Below are 19,796 nucleotides of genomic sequence, written 5' to 3'. Positions count from 1 at the left end.
GAGGCTAACAGCGGGAGCGGGCCCGGGCCCAGTGATTTTCCCGTCGCTGCCCGCCGCCGCGCGTCCGCGAGACTGCCCCCATGACCTTCGACAGCACACCCCACCTCGGCGAACCGCTCCCCGGCGGCCACGTCAACCAGGTCGTACGGGTGGCGGACACGGTGCGCCGCGCGCCGACGCCCAGGTCCTCGTACGTGCGCGAACTCCTGGCCCTGTTCGGGCGCGCGGGCTGGCCGGGCGCTCCCCGGTTCCTCGGGACGGACGAGCGGGGCCGCGAGTCGTTCACCTACCTGCCGGGCCGCGCGGCCCTCACGCCGCAGGACCGCGGCGCGGCCCGCACCGACGAGGCGCTCGCCCGACTCGCCGTCCTGGTGCGGCAGTTCCACGACCTGACGGCCGGGACACCGCTCGCCGGGGACCAGGAGGTCGTCTGCCACCACGACCTCGACCCGCGGAACACGGTGTACGAGGTCGAGGCCGAGGGCGGGGCGTGGACCCCGGTCGCCTTCATCGACTGGGACCTGGCCGGTCCCGGACGGCGCGTGGAGGACGTCGCGCACGTCTGCTGGCAGTACCTGGAGCTCGGCCCGGACGCCGGGGACGTGGCCGAGGCGGCCCGCCGGATGCGGCTGGTCTGCGACGCGTACGGCCTCGACGACGCGGGCCGCGCCGCGCTCCCGGACACGGTCCTGTGGTGGCAGGACCGCTGCCGCCGGGGGATCGCGGCGGCGGCCGACGCCGGGGACCCGGCGATGCGGCGGCTGCGCGCGATCGGGGCGGTGGAGCGGTTGCGGGCCGCGCACGACTGGGTGGCGGCGCACCGCGACGCGCTGTACGCCGGCTGACCACCTCGACTCAGGCGTCGAGCAGCGCCCGCGCCCAGTTCTGCGTGTCGGCGTACTCGCGCATCGCGGTGATGCGGCCGTCCCGCACCACGAACACCCCGATGTTGCGCTGGTCGTAGGCGCGGCCGGTGCGGCCGGTCGCCCAGGAGTGCCACTCGACGAGGACCTGCTCGCCCTCCCCGAACATGTTGGTGATCTCCAGGCCGACCTCGCGCTCGGGGTCGAGGTGGGCGAAGGCGGTGCCCAGGAAGCCGTCGACGACCTGGTCACGGCCCTGCCAGGTGCCCGAGATGGGCAGGTCGCCGCCGTACCAGACGCTGCCGTCCTCGGCCCACGCGTCGAGGATCGCCTGCTGGTCACCGGCGGCGAGGGCGTCGAAGTAGCGCTGGACGACGGCGCGGGGTGCGGTGTTCATCTCGGTCTCCCTGAGTCGGTGTGTGCCGTGTTCCCGTTCTGCGCACAGTCCACCGGAAACGGCTCCCGCGACCCAGGGCCACTCCACGCTCGCAGCGATCACGATCCTTGATGGATCCGGCTCAGCCCTTGCCGAGCCGCTCCGCCATCGCGGCCCTGCGCGCGACCACCCCGTCGCGCAGCTCCGCCATCTCCCGCAGCGCGTCCCGGCGTTCGCGCTTGCCGAGCCGGTCGAGGTAGAGGCGCCCGTAGAGGTGGTCGGTCTCGTGCTGGAGGCAGCGGGCGAAGTAGCCGCGGCCCTCGACGACCAGGGGTGCACCGTGTCTGTCCTGGCCACGGACGATCGCGTGGTCGGCGCGGGCGACCGGCTTGTAGGGGCCCGGCACGGAGAGGCAGCCCTCCAGCTCCTCGACCAGCCGGCGGGTGGCGAGGGGTTCCTCGTCCAGGACCGGGTTGCAGATGTGGCCGACGTGGCGCTCGCCCCAGTCGTCCTCCATGTCGTACACGAACAGCTGCAGGTCGACGTCGACCTGGTTGGCGGCGATGGCCGCGCCGTGCGCCACATGGTTCGTGGCGAACATGTCGTCGATCAGCCGGTCGAGTTCCGGTGTGCCGAAATGCTCCTGCGTGACCGGCCGGCAGCGGCGCCCGAGGACGTCCTCACCGACCACCGTGATGCGCCGCACCGCGCCCCGCTCGACCTCGGGCGGCAGCGTCCCGTCCCCCATGTCCTCAACTCCCCTGCTTCCCTGTCCTCTTGACCAACTCCTTTGCAAAGTAGCAGCCTTTGCAAAGTGACTGAAGAAGACCGCGCCGCCCGTCCGCTGCCCGACCACCCCGTGCGTATCGCCCTGCTCGATCTGCTGGCCGAGGTCGGCACGCTCACGTCGACGCAGGCCGCGGCCCGCCTGGGGCACAGTTCCGGACTGTGCTCGTTCCATCTGCGCCAGCTCGCCCGGCACGGGCTGATCGAGGAGGCCCCGCACGACGGCAGGCGCGACAGGCCGTGGCGGCTGCGCTGGGACGACCCGCGGCAGGCGCCCGCCCCGGCGACCGAATCCGTGTATGCCGCGCTCCATCTGACGGCCGCCGAAGCCGCCGAACTGGCCGACGCCATAAGGGAGTTGATCGCCCCCTACCAACAGCGCACCGAACACCCCGCGCACGCCGTGCCGGTCACCGCGACGGCCCGCCTGGAACCGCTGAACGCCACCGCACGGTGAGCGCCACCGCACGGTGAGCGCCACCGCGCGGTGAGCGGCACGGGCGGTGAGCGCCACGGGCGGTGAGCCCCGCGGACGGTGAGCCCCGCGGACGGCTAACTCCGCAGACGGTAAGCCCCGCGGACGGTAAGCCCCGCGGACGGCCAGCTCCGCAGACGGTGAGCCCCGCGAACGGCGAGCCCCGCGGGCGGTGCGAAGCGGCTACTCGGCCGGAGCCCGTCCGGTCAGCGCCGCCAGCGAGCTGCGTACGTGGTCCATGTGGGCCCGCACCTCGTCCCGCGCCTCCGTGTGCTCGCGCAGCACCCGCTCGGTCTCTCGGCCGACGCGCTCCTCGCGGGCCCGCGCCTGGGCGACCAGCTCGGCGGCCGTGGCCTCCGCGTCCTCCTGGCCGTGCCGCGCCTCCTCCTCGGCCTCGGCGAGGGCGCGCTTGGCCTCGGAGAGCCGGGCCTCGGCGGCGGCGACGGCGTCGGCCTCCCGCTCGTCCGCCGCGGCCTCCCGCTCGGCGGCCTCGCGCCGCGCCGCGTCGAGCCGCTCGGCGTGCTCCTTGGCCTGGTCGGCGAGGACGCCCTCGCAGCGGCGGCGCATCTCGCGCAGCGCCTCCAGGGCCTCGCCCCGCCACTCCTTCACGTCGCGGCGGGCGGCGACCCGGACGTCGTCGGCGGCGGCCCGCGCCGCGGTCTCCCGGTGCCGGGCCCGCTCCTCCGCCTCGCCGCGCACCTCGTCGGCGTACTCCTGGGCGGCGCCTCGCAGCTCCCGGCCCGCCCGCTCGGCGGCCTCGGTGACGGACTGCGCGTCGGTCCGCCCCGCGTGCCGCACCGCGGCGGCCTCCTCCTCGGCGAGTTCGAGGAGGTACTGGGCGCGCTTGCCGAGCGAGGCGTAGGTCTGCGGTGCGAGCTTGGCGACGGCCTCGCGCAGCCGCGCGGCCTCCGCCTCCATCTCCTTGTGCAGGACGGTCAGGCGCGCGGCCCGCTCCCACGCGTCGTCGCGCTCCTGGGACAGGCCCGCGGCGAAGGCCTCCACCTGCTCGGGACGGTACCCGCGGGCGCCCCGGCCCCTCGTGGCGACGAAGCCGTACGCGGACGGCGACGCACCCGCACTGCTGGCGCTCATCCTGGAATCCCCTCTCCACACCGACACACCCGGCACGCACGACGCTTCTGTGCGATTGGCGCACATCTTTCTGGATCAAGCAGAAGCGCTCATAACGCGACACACTGCACGACCCGCCCAGCCAAGGATGCGTCAATTGCTGCCGAAAGTCGGAATCGCGGTGTCGTCCCGGAGTGCGGAGAAGAGTTCGGCGGCCTCGGTCTGGTTCCACTCGACGACGTCGCCGACCCCGGAGACGTAGGGCTCACTGCCGATCGGGACGGTGGTCGTGGCCCCGTCGCCGTGCGCCACGCCCTCCATCTCCAGGCCCATCTTGCCGATGTTGAGCAGGCCCGCGTCCTGGTCGACGGTGAGCGCGTTCAGCGACGCGTTCAGGAACGGCAGCAGCTTCCACGGGTTCAGATAGACACCGGGGCTCAGCGCCTTCGACGCGATCGCCGAGATCAGCTGCTGCTGGGCCTGGACGCGGCCCAGGTCGCCGTTGGCGTAACTGTGCCGGTCACGGGCGTAGGCCAGGGCCTGGGTGCCGTTCATCGTCTGGCAGCCGGCCTTGAAGTCGGCGCCCGAGTACGGGTCGCTCAGATCCTGCGGCACGCACACCTCGACGCCACCCAGCGCGTCCACGACGTCCACGAACCCGAGGAAGCTCACCTCGGCGTAGTGGTCCAGGCGCAGCCCCGTCGCCTCCTCGACCGTCCGCGTCAGCAGCTGCGGGCCGCCGAGCGAGAACGAGGCGTTGATCTTGTTCTTGCCGTGGCCGGGGATCGTCACATAGCTGTCGCGCGGGATGGAGACCAGGTACGGGCCGCTCGCGCCGTAGTGCAGCACGATGATGGTGTCCGTCTCGTTGCCCGAGTCGGAGCCGACGTGCAGCTCCTGCTGCTGCTCCTTGGTCAGGTTCTCCCGGGAGTCGGACCCGACGAGCAGCCAGTTCGTGCCCCGGCCCGCCGCGGGCCGCCCGCTGTAGTCCGAGAGCGCGTCCGTGCGCTGGATCTGCGTGATCGCCCAGATCCCGACCCCGACCGCGTACGCGACGACGACCAGGACGAACGCGAGGAGCAGGACGACGATGCGCTTGGGCCAGCCCCACCGCTTGCGGTTCCGGTTCCGGTTCCGCTTGCGGCCGCCCCTCCTGCCGCCCGCCCGGTACACCGTCGTGCTGCTCGCCGGCGGCAGCGGCTGGTCCGGCTGAGGCGGCGGCGTCGTCATGGTACGAACGTGACACAACACCAGAAAAGCCGCAGAGCGATACACCTGTTCGGCGTATCGCCCCGCGGCTCAGGATCCGGCTACAACAGGCCGTCCCACATCTGCTCCAGGAGCACCGACCACCAGGTCTCGGGCGAGCCGAGCGCGGCCGGGTCGAGCGCGCCCAGCTGGGCCTGGAAGTCGACGGTCCAGCGGCCCGCCTGCTCCGGGTTGAGCCCGTAGCGCAGCCGCCACATCCGGCCGAGCAGCGCCAGCGAGCGGGCGAACTCCGGCAGGCCGCTGTTCACGAACTGCGGCGGCACCGGCGCCCCGGCTGTGTTTCCGGCACCCGCCTCGACCGGCACGGCCACGATGTGCGCCGTCCCGTACTGGACGCAGATCGCCTTGCCGAAGTCGGAGCCCATCACCAGGTACGAGCCCGCGTCCGACGCCGGCTGCACCCCGCGCTCCTGCGCCAGCTCGGCCAGCGTCGGCACCGGGCGGCCCGGCTGGGCCTGCGCCCAGAAGAACGGCCCGAAGTCGGCCGGCAGACCGGCGACGACGAGGGTGTGCGCGACGACGTCAGGGACGCCCTGGCGCGACACCGCGCGCTGGTCGAACCGGAACACGCCGGGCCCGAACGCCGTCGCGAGCTCCTGCGCGATGCCCTCCGGCGGGACCGGCGGCGCGGGCTGCGCGGGCTGCAGCGGCGCACGCACCGGCGCCGGACGCGCCGGGCCGTCGGCCACCTGGTGCAACTCGCCCTGGTGCGCGATCAGTTGCTGCATGCCCTGCTGGCGCGACGCGTGATCGGTGCCGTACGGCGCGATCGACGTGATGCGGGCCTGCGGCCACTGCTCCTTGATCATCCGCGCGCAGTAGGCGCCCGGCAGCGCGCAGGACTCCAGCTCCGTGTGGAGTTCGAGCACCTGGTCCGGCGGGATGTTCATGCCGCGCAGCTCATGGAAGATCTGCCACTCCGGGTGCGGCGTGCCCGGCGCCGAACGGCGGATGAGCTGCTGCTCGGAGCCGTCGGGCGCGCGGTAGCGCAGCACCGCCTGGTAGCCGGGGCCGACCGTCGGCTGCCCGGTGGGCGGGGCCTGCGGATAGCCGTAGGCGGGCGGCGGACCGCCCGGGATCTGCTGGCCCGCCACCGGCGGCGGCATCGCGCCCGGAGGCATGCCGCCGGGCGGCATCGCGCCGGGCGGCGGGGGCGGCATCCGGCCGGGAGCGCCGGGCCCCTGCGGACCGGGGTTCGCGAGCATCGTGGCGGCGTGGTGCACCCCGCCACCGGGCGGGGGCGGCGGGGTCGGCGCACCGCCCGGAGCACCCGGGGCGCCGGGCGGACCGGGAGGCTTCGGCGCACCCGGAGCACCGGGAGCGCCGGGCGGGGGCGGCGGCGTGCCGGGCGCGCCCGGGCCGCCGACCGCGGGACCGGCCAGCATCGTCGCGGCGTGGTGCACCGCGTCACCGGACGGCGGCGGCGTGGCCCCCGGCGGCTTCGGCGCGGCGGGCGGCTGCGGCGCACCGGGAGCACCCGGGGCGCCGGGCGCGCCCGGGAACTCCGGCTGTCCGTCGGGGCCGAGCGAGGACACCATCTGCGTCGGGACATAGGCGCCGGCGGCACCGGGCACCCCCGGAGCGCTCGGCGGCGGCGGGGTCTGCGCACCGGCCCCGCGCGGGGCGCGCGGCGGCTGGGCCTTGCTGGTGGCGGCGTCGGCGATCTCCCCGGCGCCGGGCGCGAGCGGGCGCCCCGTGGCGTCCAGGCCCCCGGCGGGCGCCGGGGCGGAGCCCGGGCCCTGCGGGTAGCCGTACGCCGGAAGGGCACCGGGCGGCGGCGTCACCGGCACGGCCGTCCCCGGCACCGGCGGCGGCAGCGGGGCACCGGCCGCGGGTCCCGGCGGCGGCGGAGGCGTCGAACTCGCGGGCGGCGGCGGGGTGCCCGGCCCGGCCGGTCCCGCCTGCGGGTAGCCGTCCATCGAAGGGGGCGGCGGCGTGCCCATCGGCGGCGCGGGCGGCGCGGGACGGCCGCGGTCCGGCTCGCCGCCCAGCGCGGGCGACAGCGCGGTCGGCGGCAACTGGCTGCCGTTCGGCATCAGACCGGTCTTGGCGTCCGGCAGCACCCCGGGCGGCGGGGCGTCCTCGGACAGCGGCGGCGAGAACACCGTCTCGGGCAGCGGCACCGACCGGTCGTCCTCGTCGCCGGCCCCGTTCGTGTCCGTACCGGCCCACGGGGTCGCGTCCACCGGGACGGGCGCGGGGGCCGGAGCGGGGGCCGGAGCGGGAGCGGGGGTGGGCGCGGGCGGAGCGTCCTGCGGCTCGACCGCACCCGAAGAGGAACCGACCCCAGAGGAACCGACCGCGGAGGAACCGACCCCAGGGGAACCGACCGCGGAGGAACCGACCCCAGGGGAACCGACGCCAGGGGAACCGACCGCAGGGGAACCAGCCGCAGGGGAACCGGCCGAGGACGAACCACCCGACCGCGAACTCCGGTCCGGAATACCCATCTTGTCCGCCGCTTCCTGCAACCACTCCGGCGGAGACAACAGGAACGACGTCTGGTTCAGGTCCACCCGCTCGGGCGGCCGCGGCGCCGCCGGCTCGGCGGGCGCGTCCGGCAGCCCGTACTCCTCCTCGTACCGCCGGATCACCTCGCCCACGGGCAGCGAGGGCCACAGCGTCGCCTCGCCGCTGTCCCGGGCGATCACGAGCCGCTGGCGGCCGCCGTCGGACACCGGACCGTTCTCCCGGTCCTCCGCCCACACGACGAAGCCCAGCTCGAACTCCCGGACCCGCACCTCGCGGTGCTGGTACGCGGGCACGTCCCCATTGATCCACTCCTCGGCGCGCTCCTGCGCCTGCGCGAACGTCACCATCGCCGGATCACTCCCCACCCTCGACCGGGACGGCACGCGCGAACCCGCCGTCCACCATCAGGTTCGCCACCGTCTCCAACTCCGGCGGATTACCGGCCAGTCGGGACAGGAAGACATCGAAGTCGTCGCCGCAGGGCAGCAGCAGCCGCTCCACCCGCTCGGCCACCGACCAGTGCGCCGTCTCCCCGCCGTCCCGCGCGTCGTCGTACGCGCAGAACCACACGGAGCCCAGCGCCGAACCCTTCACCTTCACGGCGAGGATCCCGCCCTGCACGAAGGCGACGCCCAGAAAGTCCTTCGTCAGGTGATCGCGCAGACACTTGTTGACGTACACCACGTCGTTGACGGCCGCCTCGTCGCGCACCGTGAAGAACGGCTGGTCGACCAGGAGTCCCAACTCGGCGTCGAGGGCCGCCCCCACCGGGGCGCACCCGCCGCCCGCCTTCAAGAAAGACCGGTAGGCGCCGGGCAGCCGGTAACCGAGGTCCTCCTCGGCGCTCAGCACCTGCTGCTCGCTCACCGCGACCGCCGACTTCGGCAGCCCGAAGTGCGCGGGCCGGGTGTCCTGCAGCGGACGCGTGCCCCGCTTGTGCTGGTCCACGGCCGCCGTCGCGAGCCCGCCGTGGTGACGGAGCAGCGCCTTCACCTCGACCGGCACCAGTTCCAGACGGCGCGTGCCGCGCACGTGATGCCACGTCCAGCCGTGCGGCGTCGCCACCGGCGGAATGGTGTCCCACAGCTCATGACCGGCCGCGGCCAGCGCGGCGTTCGCCGACACGTAGTCCGTGAGGCGCAGCTCGTCGACGCCGAAGCCCTCCGGGGGCTCCGCGATCTCGGCCGCCGCGCGCGCGTACGCGGAGAAGTCCGGGTAGCCGTCACCGTCCATCCGCACCCCTCTCGGGTGCCGGGCGGCACGAACCGGATCCGGGAAGTGCACTACCTGCCCGGCATAGGCCGCGTTCGGCGGCGCGGTCTGCTGCCCGAGCCGACCTGTCGTCATGGCGGTTGCCCCCTGCGGCGCTGTGGACGATGTTGATGCTTTCCGGTCCTGACAGCCTATGCGGTTGTACGACACCGGTCACCGGCCCTCCGGTTCCATGACCAGCAGTCACCCCACTGTCACCACCCCGTGACGATCACGTCCCTGAAGGGGGTCCGACTTCCGCACCGCCCGCCCCATTTGGCACTCTGTCCAGGCAACCTGGGGGATTGCAGCGGGGAACCGCAGGAGGGGAAGCACCACATGAGCAGCGGCACGGCACAGCCCGTCACACCGGCGGACCCACGGTCCACCTCCCTGACGGGGGACGACCCACGCGTGGGCTGGAGCGCCTCCGACACGGCGTCGGCCCCCGTGCTGCGCGGCCGCCGCGACGGCATTCTGCCGACCGTCGCGGCCGCCCTCTCGGTGCGCGGCACCACTCTGACCTCGACGGCGGCCCGCGGTGAACAGCCGCCCGCCCTGCATCCGTTGGTCCAGGACTTCCTCGACACGCTGACGAGCACGCAGCGGGACCGTTTCACCGGACGCTGCGCCGAGGCGATCCTCGTCTCCCGGCATCTCACCGCGACCGACGCCGAACGGACCGAGAAGTCCAAGCGCGCCAGACGCAGACCCATGACGATGAGCGAGGCCCGCAAGTCCCTCAAGCACGCCAAGCTCACCACCCGCCGCATCCGCGAGGACGGTGACCCGCTGCACGGCGGCTTCGCCCGGCCCTGCCGCGCCTGCGCCGCGCTGACGGCCCACTTCGGCGTACACGTAGTAGACCCGACCGCAGACTCCGACGAGGCCGCCATCTGATGCCCAACTCCCCTGTCCAGAACGGCACTTCGGGCACTCGCTTCAGTGTCGCCGCCGACGCCGCGCTGCGCGCCGCCGGCTGGCAGCCCGGCCGCTGGGACATCAAGCAGGCCGAGTTCTGGGCCGACGCGCTGCGCACCCATGTCTCGCCCGCGGGGCACCGGCACTCCGTCTTTCCCGCCGCGGTCGAGGCGTGGGCCGAGTTCGGCGGGCTGCATCTCACCCCCACCGGTCCCGGTCGGCACATCGCGCCCTCCCAGCCGCATCTGGATCCGCTGCACGGGCTCCACATGGCTCGCACGCTCGGCGATCTCGGGCGCGCCTTGGAGACCGAGGTCTGTCCGCTCGGGGCCGAGTCGGGGAGCGAGGCGTTGTTGGCCATCGACACCGAGGGGCGGGTCTACGCGCTCGACCACAGCGGCGACTGGTACCTCGGCCCCTCCATCGACCACGCCCTGGAAACCCTGATCACCGGTTCCCAGCCCCTACGCCTCCAGGCGGCGTAGCCCTCCGGGGCCGTGCCCCGTCAGGGGCGCGGGTCCGTGTCGATGTGCGGCCCCGCCGCGCGGGCGCCACCGGCGGTGAGGTGCGCCCCGTCAGGGGCGCGGGTCCGTGTCGATGTGCGGCCCCGCCGCGCGGGCGCGACCGGCGGTGAGGTGCGCCCCGTCAGGGGCGCGGGGAACTGCGCGACCAGCCCCCACCGGGCCCGCGCCCGGCAACACCGCGACCGGGACCGAGCTGGACGCCGGCTTGGAGCGCTCACCCCGCGCCGGGGTGCCGCCTTGCCCACCCTGCCGCCCAAGGCGGCAGATTACCCAAGGCGGCCGTGGCGGGCGGCAGATTGCCCAAGGCGAGGGGCACGGGGTCAGGCGGTCGGGAGGACGGCCGAGACCCGGAAACCGCCGGCATCCGTCGGGCCCGAGACGAAGACGCCGCCGAGACCCGCGACCCGCTCCTTCATCCCCACCAGCCCGTTCCCCCCGGAGGGCAACCCGACCGCGGACGCCGCCGCAAGCACCGGCGGCGGCTCGTTCTCCACCTGCATCGCGACCTCGGCCCCCCGATGAGCGAGCCGCACATACGTCTTCGCGCCCGCCGCGTGCTTGTGCACGTTCGTCAGCGCCTCCTGCACCACCCGGTAGGCCGTCTGCTCCACCACGGCGGCGTACAGCCGGACCTCCCCCTCCACGAGCATCTCCACGACCATCCCGGCCGCCCGCGACTGCCCGACCAGCTCCTCCAGCTCGGCCAGACACGGCCCGCTCTCCGCCTCCGCCTCGGCCCGCGACGCAGCCGCCGCCGCGGCCACCCCGACCGCCGCCAGCGGCACCTCCGCGACATCCGGCACCCGCGCGCCCTTGGCCCGCGCCGGCACCGCCTCACCGGACCGCAGCACCCCGAGCATCTCCCGCAGCTCGGTGAGCGCCTGCCGGCCCATGTCCCCGACCAGCGCCGCGTTCTTCACCGCCTTCTCGGGATCCTTGCGCGCCACCGCCTGCAAGGCAGCCGCGTGCACGACCATCAGCGACACCCGGTGCGCCACCACGTCGTGCATCTCCCGCGCGATCCGCGTGCGTTCCTCACCGCGTGCCCACTCGGCCCGCTCCTCGGCCCGCTCCGCGAGCAGCAGCAGCTCCCGCTCCAGCGACTCGTTGCGCTCCTGGAGCGACTCCATCAGGCGGCGCCGCGCACCTACGTACAGACCGAGCAGCAACGGCGGAGCGGTCACACCCAGCGCCGCGGTCACCGCGATGAACGGGATGAACCAGTTCGCCACCTGGAACGTGTCGACCCCGCGCGCCGCGTCCTGCTGGACGCGCACCACGGTCACGATCAGCGTTCCCGCGAACGACATCGTGGCCAGCGCCCCGATGATCCGCCGCGGCACCTCGGATGCCGCCAGCGAGTACAGCCCCACGACCGTCAGCAGCAGGCCCATCTGTGCGGGGGCGATCGCCACCGACACCAGCACCACCGCGATCGGCCACCGCCTGCGCAGCACCAGCGTGGCCCCGGCCAGCACCCCGAACACGACACCCATCGCGACCGGCAGCCCGGCCTTGTGCCCGAACGCGATCCCCTCGACCGCGCACTCCGCGGCCGATGCCACCCCCAGCGCCACGTCGAACAGCGCGCTGCGTCGCCTTTCCCACCACCACGGCCCCCCGGCCGCGGCTCGGTGAACTTCCCCCGTCGTGGTCATGCACCCAGCCTACGGGCGCACGCGGCCCCATTTCAGGAGACTTTTACCTACTGGCCTACACCACACCCCGTAGGCGAACGCGGCCGATACAGCTGGGTATCGCGCGAACTGCCGGGCCCCAAGGGCTTCCACCCGGAATGCGGCCTTCCGTCGCAGCCCGCGGCTATGACGCACGCCACAGGCCGGACGCCCGCCATCGGACCAGCACACTTGCCCCTCCCCGATCACGACGAGGCACCCCCTATACCGTCGCATCGGAGGCTCTTGGTGCGGCATAGTGTGGAGTGCCGGGTCGACAGCCTGACGCAATGTCCGGTTTAGTCCGCAATATTCCCCTGTGGTGTAATTGGCAGCACTGTGGCTTTTGGTGCCATCTGTCCGGGTTCGAGTCCTGGCGGGGGAGCCCAGACGATGCCGGGGCCTGACTCAAGAGTCAGGCCCCGCTCTTATTTCCAGCCCAGTACCCCCCGGTATCCTGCGAATGTCCACCCCACATCGCATCCAGAGCCGAAGGGCACCCCCGTGAGCAGCGCCACGAACCCGGCCGCCGTCGTCGTACTCGCCGCGGGTGAGGGCACCCGCATGAAGTCGGCGACCCCCAAAGTCCTGCACGAACTCTGTGGCCGGTCGCTGGTCGGCCATGTGCTGGCCGCCGCACGGGAGTTGAACCCCGAGCAGCTCGTCGTGGTCGTGGGCCACGAGCGCGAGAAGGTCACCGCGCACCTGAGCGCCATCGACACCGAAGCCCGTACCGCCGTGCAGCACGAGCAGAACGGCACGGGGCACGCCGTCCGCATGGGCCTGGAGGGCCTGGAGGGCACGGTCCCGGCCGGCGCCCTGGACGGCACCGTGATCGTGGTCTGCGGCGACACCCCGCTGCTCACCGGCGCCACCCTCACCGACCTCGCCGCGACGCACGCCTCCGACGGCAACGCTGTCACCGTGCTGACCGCCGAGGTCCCCGACGCGACCGGCTACGGCCGCATCGTGCGCGACGCCGCGACCGGCGCCGTCACCGCGATCGTCGAGCACAAGGACGCCACCGACGAGCAGCGCGCGATCGGTGAGATCAACTCGGGCGTGTTCGCGTTCGACGGGCGGCTGCTCGCGGACGCCCTGAAGAAGGTGCGCACGGACAACAGCCAGGGCGAGGAGTACCTGACCGACGTCCTCGGCATCCTGCGCGAGGCCGGTCACCGGGTGGGCGCCTCCATCGCCCGCGACCACCGCGAGATCGCCGGGATCAACAACCGCGTACAGCTCTCCGAGGCCCGCCGGATCCTGAACGACCGGCTCCTTGAGCAGGCCATGCTGGACGGTGTGACGATCGTCGACCCGGCGTCCACCTTCGTCGACGTCACCGTGACGTTCGAGCGGGACTCGACCGTCCTCCCCTCCACTCAGCTGCACGGCACCACGCACATCGCCGAGGGCGCCGTCGTGGGCCCGAACTGCCGGCTCACCGACACGAGGGTCGGCGCGGGCGCCCGGGTCGACAACACGGTCGCCGACGACGCCGAGGTCGGCCCGCAGGCCACCGTGGGCCCGTTCGCGTATCTGCGTCCCGGCACCCGCCTCGGCCTCAAGGCCAAGATCGGTACGTACGTCGAGACCAAGAACGCGACGATCGGTGAGGGAACCAAGGTTCCGCACCTGTCGTACGTGGGGGACGCGACGATTGGTGACTTCACCAACATCGGTGCCGCGAGCGTCTTCGTGAACTACGACGGGGAGGCCAAGCACCACTCCGTCGTCGGGTCGCACTGCAAGACCGGTTCGGACAACATGTTTGTGGCGCCTGTCACCATCGGGGACGGTGCTTACACCGCCGCGGGCTCCGTGATCACGAAGGACGTTCCGGCCGGTTCGCTGGCCGTGGCCCGGGGCCAGCAACGGAATATCGAGGGTTGGGTGGCCCGCAAGCGTCCGGGGAGCGCGGCCGCGAAGGCGGCCGAGGCGTCCTCCCGGGACGCGAAGGACGCGGTCGGCGAGGGCTGACCGGAAACAGGTGCGTCCGACACGGCGTACCGTGATAGGTGCACACGATTCGCCTGGCTCGCTGCTATAGGGACGCGCGGGCAGCTGCGGCGGACGTACTCGTCTGAGGTCTGAGGAGACTAGTGCTGTGACCGGGATCAAGACGCAGGGCGAGAAGAAGCTGATGCTCTTCTCCGGCCGCGCCCACCCCGAGCTTGCCGAGGAGGTCGCGCACCAGCTCGGTGTCGGGATCGTCCCGACCAAGGCTTTTGATTTCGCCAACGGCGAGATCTACGTCCGCTACCAGGAGTCCGCCCGCGGCGCCGACTGCTTCCTGATCCAGAGCCACACGGCTCCGATCAACAAGTGGATCATGGAGCAGCTGATCATGATCGACGCGCTGAAGCGCGCGTCGGCCCGCTCCATCACGGTCATCGTGCCGTTCTACGGTTACGCGCGGCAGGACAAGAAGCACCGTGGACGTGAACCGATCTCGGCGCGTCTGATCGCGGACCTGCTGAAGACGGCCGGTGCGGACCGGATCCTCGCGATCGACCTGCACACGGACCAGATCCAGGGGTTCTTCGACGGCCCGGTGGACCACCTGTTCGCGCTGCCGATCCTGGCGGACTACGTGGGCGCGAAGGTGGACCGCGACAAGCTGACCGTCGTCTCCCCCGACGCCGGCCGTGTGCGCGTCGCCGACCGCTGGTGCGACCGTCTCGGCGCGCCGCTGGCGATCGTCCACAAGCGCCGTGACAAGGACGTCGCCAACCAGGTCACCGTGCACGAGGTCGTCGGTGACGTGAAGGGCCGTGTCTGTGTCCTGGTCGACGACATGATCGACACCGGTGGCACGATCTGCGCCGCCGCGGACGCCCTGTTCGCGCACGGCGCCGAGGACGTCATCGTGACGGCGACGCACGGTGTGCTCTCGGGTCCCGCCGCGGACCGTCTGAAGAACTCGAAGGTGAGCGAGTTCGTCTTCACGAACACGCTGCCGACGCCGAACGAGCTGGAGCTCGACAAGATCACGGTCCTGTCGATCGCCCCGACTATCGCCTCCGCGGTGCGCGAGGTCTTCGAGGACGGCTCGGTCACCAGCCTCTTCGAGGGCGAGGCCTGATCCTCGTAAGGATCATGCGCTAGAAGATCCATTTGGGTGCGGCCTCCCCCGCCGGGTAATCTGTTCAAGTTGCTCGGCGAGGGAGGCCGCACTTTCATGTGCGGCGGTCCGTTATCGACGCGCTCTTCGTAGCAGGCCGTTCGTGGCCGGGTGACCATTCCCCCTGAGAGTTCTACGAGGAGTTGAGAGCACATGTCCGAGGTCAAGCTCGCCGCTGAGGTCCGTACCAGCTTCGGCAAGGGCGCCGCCCGCACCATCCGTCGTGCGGACAAGGTTCCGGCCGTCGTCTACGGTCACGGCTCGGAGCCGGTCCACATCACGCTGCCGGGCCACGAGCTGCTGCTCGCCCTGCGCACCCCGAACGTGCTGCTGTCCCTGGACATCGACGGCAAGAACGAGCTGGCGATCCCGAAGGCCGTGCAGCGCGACGCGATCAAGGGCTTCCTGGTCCACGTCGACCTGCTCCTCGTGAAGCGCGGCGAGAAGGTCACCGTCGAGCTCCCGATCCACACCGAGGGTGAGCTCGCCGCCGGTGGCAACCTGCTTGAGCACGTCCTGAACACCCTGCCGGTCGAGGCCGAGGCCACCCACATCCCGGAGTCGGTCACCGTCTCCGTCGCGGGCCTGGACGCCGGTGCGTCGGTTCTCGCCAAGGACATCACGCTGCCCGCCGGCACCACGCTGGCCGTCGACGGCGACGCCGTCGTGCTGCAGGTCCTGGCCGCGCAGGCCGAGGAAGCCCCCGCCGAGGGCGAGGGCGACGAGGCCGCCGCGGAGGCCTGAGCCTTCCGGTTCTGAACGAACCTCCGTGGACGGGGTGGTGGGCGCTGCCCGCCACCCCGTTCCGCTGTACCGACGTGTCCGTACATACGTAAAAGGTGAGACGCATGTCCGACGAGAACGCTCCCTGGCTGATCGCCGGGCTCGGCAACCCCGGTCCCGAGTACGCGATGAACCGGCACAACGTCGGGTTCATGGTCGCGGACCTGCTCGCCCAGCGGATGGGGGCGAAGTTCAAGCGGGCGACGAAGGGCCAGGCGCAGGTCGTGGAGGGGCGGATCGGCCCGCCGGGACCCGCGAACCGCCGGGTGATCCTGGCGAAGCCGATGTCGTACATGAACGTCTCGGGCGGTCCGGTGACGGCGCTGCGGGACTTCTACAAGGTGCCGACGGCGCACATCGTGGCCGTCCACGACGAGCTGGACATCGACTACGGGGTGCTGCGGCTGAAGCTGGGCGGCGGCGACAACGGGCACAACGGTCTGAAGTCGATCACCAAGGCGATGGGGCCCGACTACCACCGGGTGCGGTTCGGCATCGGGCGTCCGCCGGGCCGGATGCAGGTGGCGGACTTCGTCCTGAAGGACTTCTCGTCGGGCGAGCGCAAGGAGCTCGACTACTTCGTGGACCGGGCGGCGGACGCGGTCGAGGCGCTGGTGACCGAGGGTCTGGAGCGCGCGCAGTCGTCGTACAACTCCTGAGCTGTTGACGATGTGTGGGGTCATGGCCAAAGATCCCGGCCATGGCTTCTGCGGTCTCGGTTCCCCGTCGGGTCGCGTCGGCGGCTCTCGTCCTGCTGCTGTCGGTGGCGGGGTGCTGGGCGTCCTGGGGGACGGCCCAGCACGTGGTGTTCCCCAAGGGCCGCGAGCACGGACAGCTGACGATCACCCGGTGCACAGGATCCACGTGCGCCGGGTCTTTTGTGCCCGCGGCCGAGGGGCCCGTGCGCCGTCCGCGGGTGACGATCAGCCGCTCGGTCGGTGAGAAGAAGGGGGCCCGGCTGTCCGTGGTCCTGAAGCCGGACTCGGCGCAGGCCGTGCGGACCGGGGCCGCCGGGTTCTTCAAGGCGTGGATCCCGCTGGGCGGCGCGCTGCTGCTCGCGTGCGTCGTCCTGGCGGGCGGCATGCGCGACCGGCGCCTCGCGTGGGTCACGGGAGGCGCCGGTTTCGTGCTGCTGACGGCGGCCTGGTTCACGGCCGCCGTCCTGTGAAGCCGTCCGGCGTCAGCCGGTGTTGCGCAGGCCCGCCGCCACACCGTTGACGGTGAGGAGCAGGGCGCGGGCGAGCGTCGGGTCCGGGGCCTCCTCCGCCGCGACGGCGTCGCGCTGCCGCTTGAGCAGGGCGACCTGGAGGTACGAGATCGGGTCGAGGTAGGCGTCGCGGATGGCGAACGTCTGCTTCAGCACGGGCTGCGCGTCCAGGAGTTCGGACTCGCCCGTCACCCGCAGGACCTCGGCGACGGTCAGCTCGTGCTCGGTGACGATGTCGTCGAAGACGTGCTTGAGGTTGTCCGGGACGAGCGTGTCGACGTAGTGCCGGGCGATGCGCAGGTCCGTCTTCGCGAGCGTCATCTCGACGTTGGAGATGAAGTTGCGGAAGAAGTGCCAGTGCTCGTGCATCTCGTCGAGCACGGTGTCCAGGCCCGCCTCGCGCAGCGCCTTCAGACCGGAGCCCACGCCGAACCAGCCGGGCACGATCTGCCGCGACTGGGTCCAGCCGAACACCCATGGGATGGCGCGCAGACCGTCGAGCGAGACGCCCGAGCCGGGGCGGCGCGAGGGCCGCGAGCCCAGGTGCAGGTCGGCGAGCTGGTCGACGGGCGTCGAGGCGAGGAAGTACGTCGGCAGGTCCGGGTCCTCGACGAGCTTGCGGTACGCGGCGTGGGCGGCGTCGGAGACGACGTCCATGGCGGCGTCCCAGCGGGCCAGCGCCTCGTCGGACTGGCGCGGCGCGGTGTGCAGCGCGGAGGCCTGGAGCGTCGCGGCGACCGTGAGCTCCAGGTTCTCGCGGGCGAGCGAGGGCACCAGGTACTTGTCGGAGATGACCTCGCCCTGCTCGGTCACCTTGATCTCGCCCTCCAGGGTTCCCCAGGGCTGGGCGAGGATCGCGTCGTGCGAGGGGCCGCCGCCGCGGCCGACGGTGCCGCCGCGGCCGTGGAAGAGGCGCAGCCGCACCCCGTAGCGGTGGGCGACGTCGCGCAGCCGGCGCTGGGCGCGGTGGATCTCCCACTGCGAGGTGGTGATGCCGCCGAACTTCGACGAGTCCGAGTAGCCGAGCATGACCTCCTGCACGTCCCCGTTCAGCGCGACCAGGCGCCGGTAGGAGGGGTCGGAGAGCATGTCCTCCAGGATCGTGTCGGCCGACTTGAGCTCGACCGTGGTCTCCAGGAGCGGCACGATGCCGATCTTGGCCCAGCCGGCGTGCAGGTCGATGAGGCCGGCCTCGCGGGCGAGGACGGTGGCGGCGAAGACGTCGTCGGCGCCCTGGCACATCGAGATGATGTACGACTCGATGACCTCGGGCCCGAACACGTCGAGGGCCTTCTTCACCGTGTGGAAGACGCCGAGGGTCTTCTCGCCCGCGGCGTCCAGCGGCGCCGGGGTCGGGGCCAGCGGGCGGCGCGAGCGCAGCTCCTTGGCGAGCAGCTTGGCGCGGTAGTCGCGCGGCATGTCGGCGTACCGCCAGGACTCCTCGCCGAGCCGGTCGAAGAGCTGGCCGAGGGCGTGGTGGTGGGCGTCGGCGTGCTCGCGCACGTCCATCGTGGCGAGCTGCAGACCGAAGGCGGCGAGCGTACGGATCGTACGGTTCATGCGGCCTTCGGCGAACAGGCCGCCGCGGTGCTCGCGCAGCGAGCTCTGGATCAGGGTGAGGTCGTGCAGCAGCTCGGCGGTGCCGAGGTAGTCGCGCCCGTCGACGTGCGGGGTGTTGCGCGCGAGGCGCTCCTTGGTGTTCTCCAGCTTCTGCCGGATCGCGGTCGCCTTGAGCCGGTAGGGCTCCTCCGCGTTCAGCCGCTTGTAGCGGGGGCTGATCTCCGGGAGGCGCTCCAGGTCGGCCTGGAGCGAGGTGAGCAGCTCCTCGGTGGCGCCGGTGTACCGGATGGAGTTCGACAGGAAGCCGCGCAGCTCGTCGATCATGTCGAGCGCGTCGTTGATGCCGTGCTCGTGCTGGAGGATCAGCACGTCCCAGGTGACCTGCGGCGTCACGTTCGGGTTGCCGTCGCGGTCGCCGCCGATCCAGGTGCCGAAGGTGAGCGGGCGGCTGTCCTCGGGGAGCTTGAAGCCGACGCGCTCCAGCTCGGCGGTGAGGTCCTCCAGGACGTCACCGACGGCGCCGGCGTGCAGCTCGTCGAGGTAGTAGATCGCGTTGCGCGACTCGTCGGTCACCTCGGGGCGCACGACCCGCAGCTCGTCGGTCTGCCACACCAGGTCGATGTTCTCGGCGAGGCGGGTGTCGTAGCGGCGGCGATCGGTCTCCAGGACCGGCGTCTCCAGCAGCTCGGCGATGCGGCGGAGCTTGTTGAGGACGGAGCGGCGGGCGGCCTCGGTGGGGTGCGCGGTGAAGACGGGGCGCACGTTGAGGTTCTGGACCGTCTGGCGCAGGTGCTCGGGGTCGGCGTCCTTGAGGCGGTCGGCGGTGCGGGCCAGCAGGCCGCCCTCGGCGGCGCGCTTCTCGCGCAGCTCGCGGCCGCGGTGCACCTGCTCGGTGACGTTGGCGAGGTGGAAGTACGTGGAGAAGGCGCGCACCAGCTTGGCCGCGGTCTCCAGCTCGGTGCCGCGCAGCAGCTCGGCGGCGGCCTCGCCGTCCTCGCGCGTCAGGCGGCGGACCTTCTCGACCAGTTCGAGGAGCTCGGGCCCCTCCTGGCGCACGAGCGTCTCGCCCAGCAGATCACCGAGGCGGCGGATGTCGGCGCGCAGCTCGGCGCTGGTGCTCGTCGAAGCGGTCTGATCGGCACTGCTCACAGGTGCGGCTCCTTGCAGTGGTGAAGCTCGTCTGGAGGGAAGGATCCCCGAAGCCGGGTACTAGTCCGGAGTGGAGATTCAGAGCGGACCGCGCTGTCCGACCGTTCCCAAGGATATGTGCCCGTGCCCGGGGCGCGGGCCGGGGCCTCTTGCCGCCCGGCTACGCGCTGCCATACTTACGACGCCGTAGGTTACGGACCCGTAGGCACATGCGGGAGCTCCGTGGACGTCCGTGGATCTCCTGACCCATCTCCTGACCCGTCCCGGACCTTCTCAACCCTCGACTTAC

Annotated in this window: 17 protein-coding genes and 1 tRNA gene; 10 read left to right on the top strand and 8 right to left on the bottom strand. The window is 72.4% G+C overall.

Going from position 1 to position 19,796, the window contains the following annotated elements; genetic code table 11:
- Window positions 1–80 precede the first annotated feature (80 nt).
- The gene (locus J3486_RS35625) at window positions 81–845 is read left to right on the top strand and encodes a phosphotransferase (protein ID WP_207827938.1); all 765 of its coding nucleotides are present in this window, start codon (window positions 81–83) and stop codon (window positions 843–845) included.
- A 10-nt stretch (window positions 846–855) separates the two neighbouring features.
- Here J3486_RS35625 and J3486_RS35620 read toward each other — a convergent pair whose 3' ends face one another.
- A complete protein-coding gene (locus tag J3486_RS35620) occupies window positions 856–1,260 on the bottom strand; it encodes a nuclear transport factor 2 family protein (protein ID WP_207827937.1) in 405 nt (134 codons plus the stop codon).
- Between the two features lie 121 nt (window positions 1,261–1,381).
- Window positions 1,382–1,987, bottom strand: a complete 606-nt coding sequence (gene def / locus J3486_RS35615; protein ID WP_207827936.1) for a peptide deformylase — start codon at window positions 1,985–1,987, stop codon at window positions 1,382–1,384.
- Window positions 1,988–2,053: 66 nt separating this feature from the next.
- Between def and J3486_RS35610 the strand changes: the two genes are divergently transcribed.
- A complete protein-coding gene (locus tag J3486_RS35610; protein ID WP_307805075.1) occupies window positions 2,054–2,482 on the top strand; it encodes a winged helix-turn-helix domain-containing protein in 429 nt (142 codons plus the stop codon).
- Window positions 2,483–2,683: 201 nt separating this feature from the next.
- Here the strand turns inward: J3486_RS35610 and J3486_RS35605 are convergent, their stop codons facing one another.
- From J3486_RS35605 to J3486_RS35590, 4 genes are all read right to left on the bottom strand, one after another.
- The gene (locus J3486_RS35605) at window positions 2,684–3,592 is read right to left on the bottom strand and encodes a cellulose-binding protein (protein ID WP_207827934.1); all 909 of its coding nucleotides are present in this window, start codon (window positions 3,590–3,592) and stop codon (window positions 2,684–2,686) included.
- Window positions 3,593–3,724: 132 nt separating this feature from the next.
- Window positions 3,725–4,801, bottom strand: a complete 1,077-nt coding sequence (locus J3486_RS35600) for an LCP family protein (protein WP_207827933.1) — start codon at window positions 4,799–4,801, stop codon at window positions 3,725–3,727.
- 80 nt (window positions 4,802–4,881) lie between these two features.
- Complete coding sequence (locus tag J3486_RS35595; protein ID WP_207827932.1) at window positions 4,882–7,659, bottom strand: SUKH-4 family immunity protein; 2,778 nt, start codon at window positions 7,657–7,659, stop codon at window positions 4,882–4,884.
- A 7-nt stretch (window positions 7,660–7,666) separates the two neighbouring features.
- Window positions 7,667–8,659, bottom strand: a complete 993-nt coding sequence (locus J3486_RS35590; RefSeq protein WP_207827931.1) for an HNH endonuclease — start codon at window positions 8,657–8,659, stop codon at window positions 7,667–7,669.
- A 243-nt stretch (window positions 8,660–8,902) separates the two neighbouring features.
- On the opposite strand from J3486_RS35590, the gene J3486_RS35585 reads away from it, so the two are divergent.
- Together J3486_RS35585 and J3486_RS35580 are read left to right on the top strand one after the other, a co-directional pair.
- Window positions 8,903–9,463, top strand: coding sequence for a YwqJ-related putative deaminase (locus tag J3486_RS35585; RefSeq protein WP_207827930.1), 561 nt, complete (start codon window positions 8,903–8,905; stop codon window positions 9,461–9,463).
- The gene (locus J3486_RS35580) at window positions 9,463–9,969 is read left to right on the top strand and encodes an SUKH-3 domain-containing protein (protein ID WP_207827929.1); all 507 of its coding nucleotides are present in this window, start codon (window positions 9,463–9,465) and stop codon (window positions 9,967–9,969) included. The genes J3486_RS35585 and J3486_RS35580 overlap by 1 nt, the downstream gene beginning before the upstream one ends.
- Before the next feature lie 359 nt (window positions 9,970–10,328).
- Here the strand turns inward: J3486_RS35580 and J3486_RS35575 are convergent, their stop codons facing one another.
- Window positions 10,329–11,666 carry a sensor histidine kinase gene (locus J3486_RS35575; RefSeq protein WP_207827928.1) on the bottom strand — a complete coding sequence of 446 codons (1,338 nt, stop codon included), beginning with the start codon at window positions 11,664–11,666 and terminating at the stop codon, window positions 10,329–10,331.
- 331 nt (window positions 11,667–11,997) lie between these two features.
- Between J3486_RS35575 and J3486_RS35570 the strand changes: the two genes are divergently transcribed.
- From J3486_RS35570 to J3486_RS35545, 6 genes are all read left to right on the top strand, one after another.
- Window positions 11,998–12,069: transfer RNA gene (locus J3486_RS35570), tRNA-Gln, on the top strand.
- A 119-nt stretch (window positions 12,070–12,188) separates the two neighbouring features.
- Entirely contained in the window at window positions 12,189–13,664 is a 1,476-nt protein-coding gene (glmU, locus tag J3486_RS35565) for a bifunctional UDP-N-acetylglucosamine diphosphorylase/glucosamine-1-phosphate N-acetyltransferase GlmU (protein WP_207827927.1), read from the top strand.
- A 127-nt stretch (window positions 13,665–13,791) separates the two neighbouring features.
- Window positions 13,792–14,769, top strand: a complete 978-nt coding sequence (locus J3486_RS35560; RefSeq protein WP_018529824.1) for a ribose-phosphate diphosphokinase — start codon at window positions 13,792–13,794, stop codon at window positions 14,767–14,769.
- Between the two features lie 192 nt (window positions 14,770–14,961).
- Entirely contained in the window at window positions 14,962–15,552 is a 591-nt protein-coding gene (locus J3486_RS35555; protein ID WP_207827926.1) for a 50S ribosomal protein L25/general stress protein Ctc, read from the top strand.
- 104 nt (window positions 15,553–15,656) lie between these two features.
- Window positions 15,657–16,250 carry an aminoacyl-tRNA hydrolase gene (gene pth, locus J3486_RS35550; RefSeq protein WP_207827925.1) on the top strand — a complete coding sequence of 198 codons (594 nt, stop codon included), beginning with the start codon at window positions 15,657–15,659 and terminating at the stop codon, window positions 16,248–16,250.
- Between the two features lie 41 nt (window positions 16,251–16,291).
- Entirely contained in the window at window positions 16,292–16,759 is a 468-nt protein-coding gene (locus J3486_RS35545; RefSeq protein WP_207827924.1) for a hypothetical protein, read from the top strand.
- Window positions 16,760–16,771: 12 nt separating this feature from the next.
- Here the strand turns inward: J3486_RS35545 and ppc are convergent, their stop codons facing one another.
- Window positions 16,772–19,507, bottom strand: coding sequence for a phosphoenolpyruvate carboxylase (ppc, locus tag J3486_RS35540; protein WP_207827923.1), 2,736 nt, complete (start codon window positions 19,505–19,507; stop codon window positions 16,772–16,774).
- Between the last annotated feature and the right edge of the window lie 289 nt (window positions 19,508–19,796).

It is taken from the genome of Streptomyces sp. VRA16 Mangrove soil (assembly GCF_017377775.1).
GTDB lineage: Bacteria > Actinomycetota > Actinomycetes > Streptomycetales > Streptomycetaceae > Streptomyces.
Note: the sequence above shows the minus strand (reverse complement) of the source record. Positions and strands in the feature narration are given on the sequence as shown.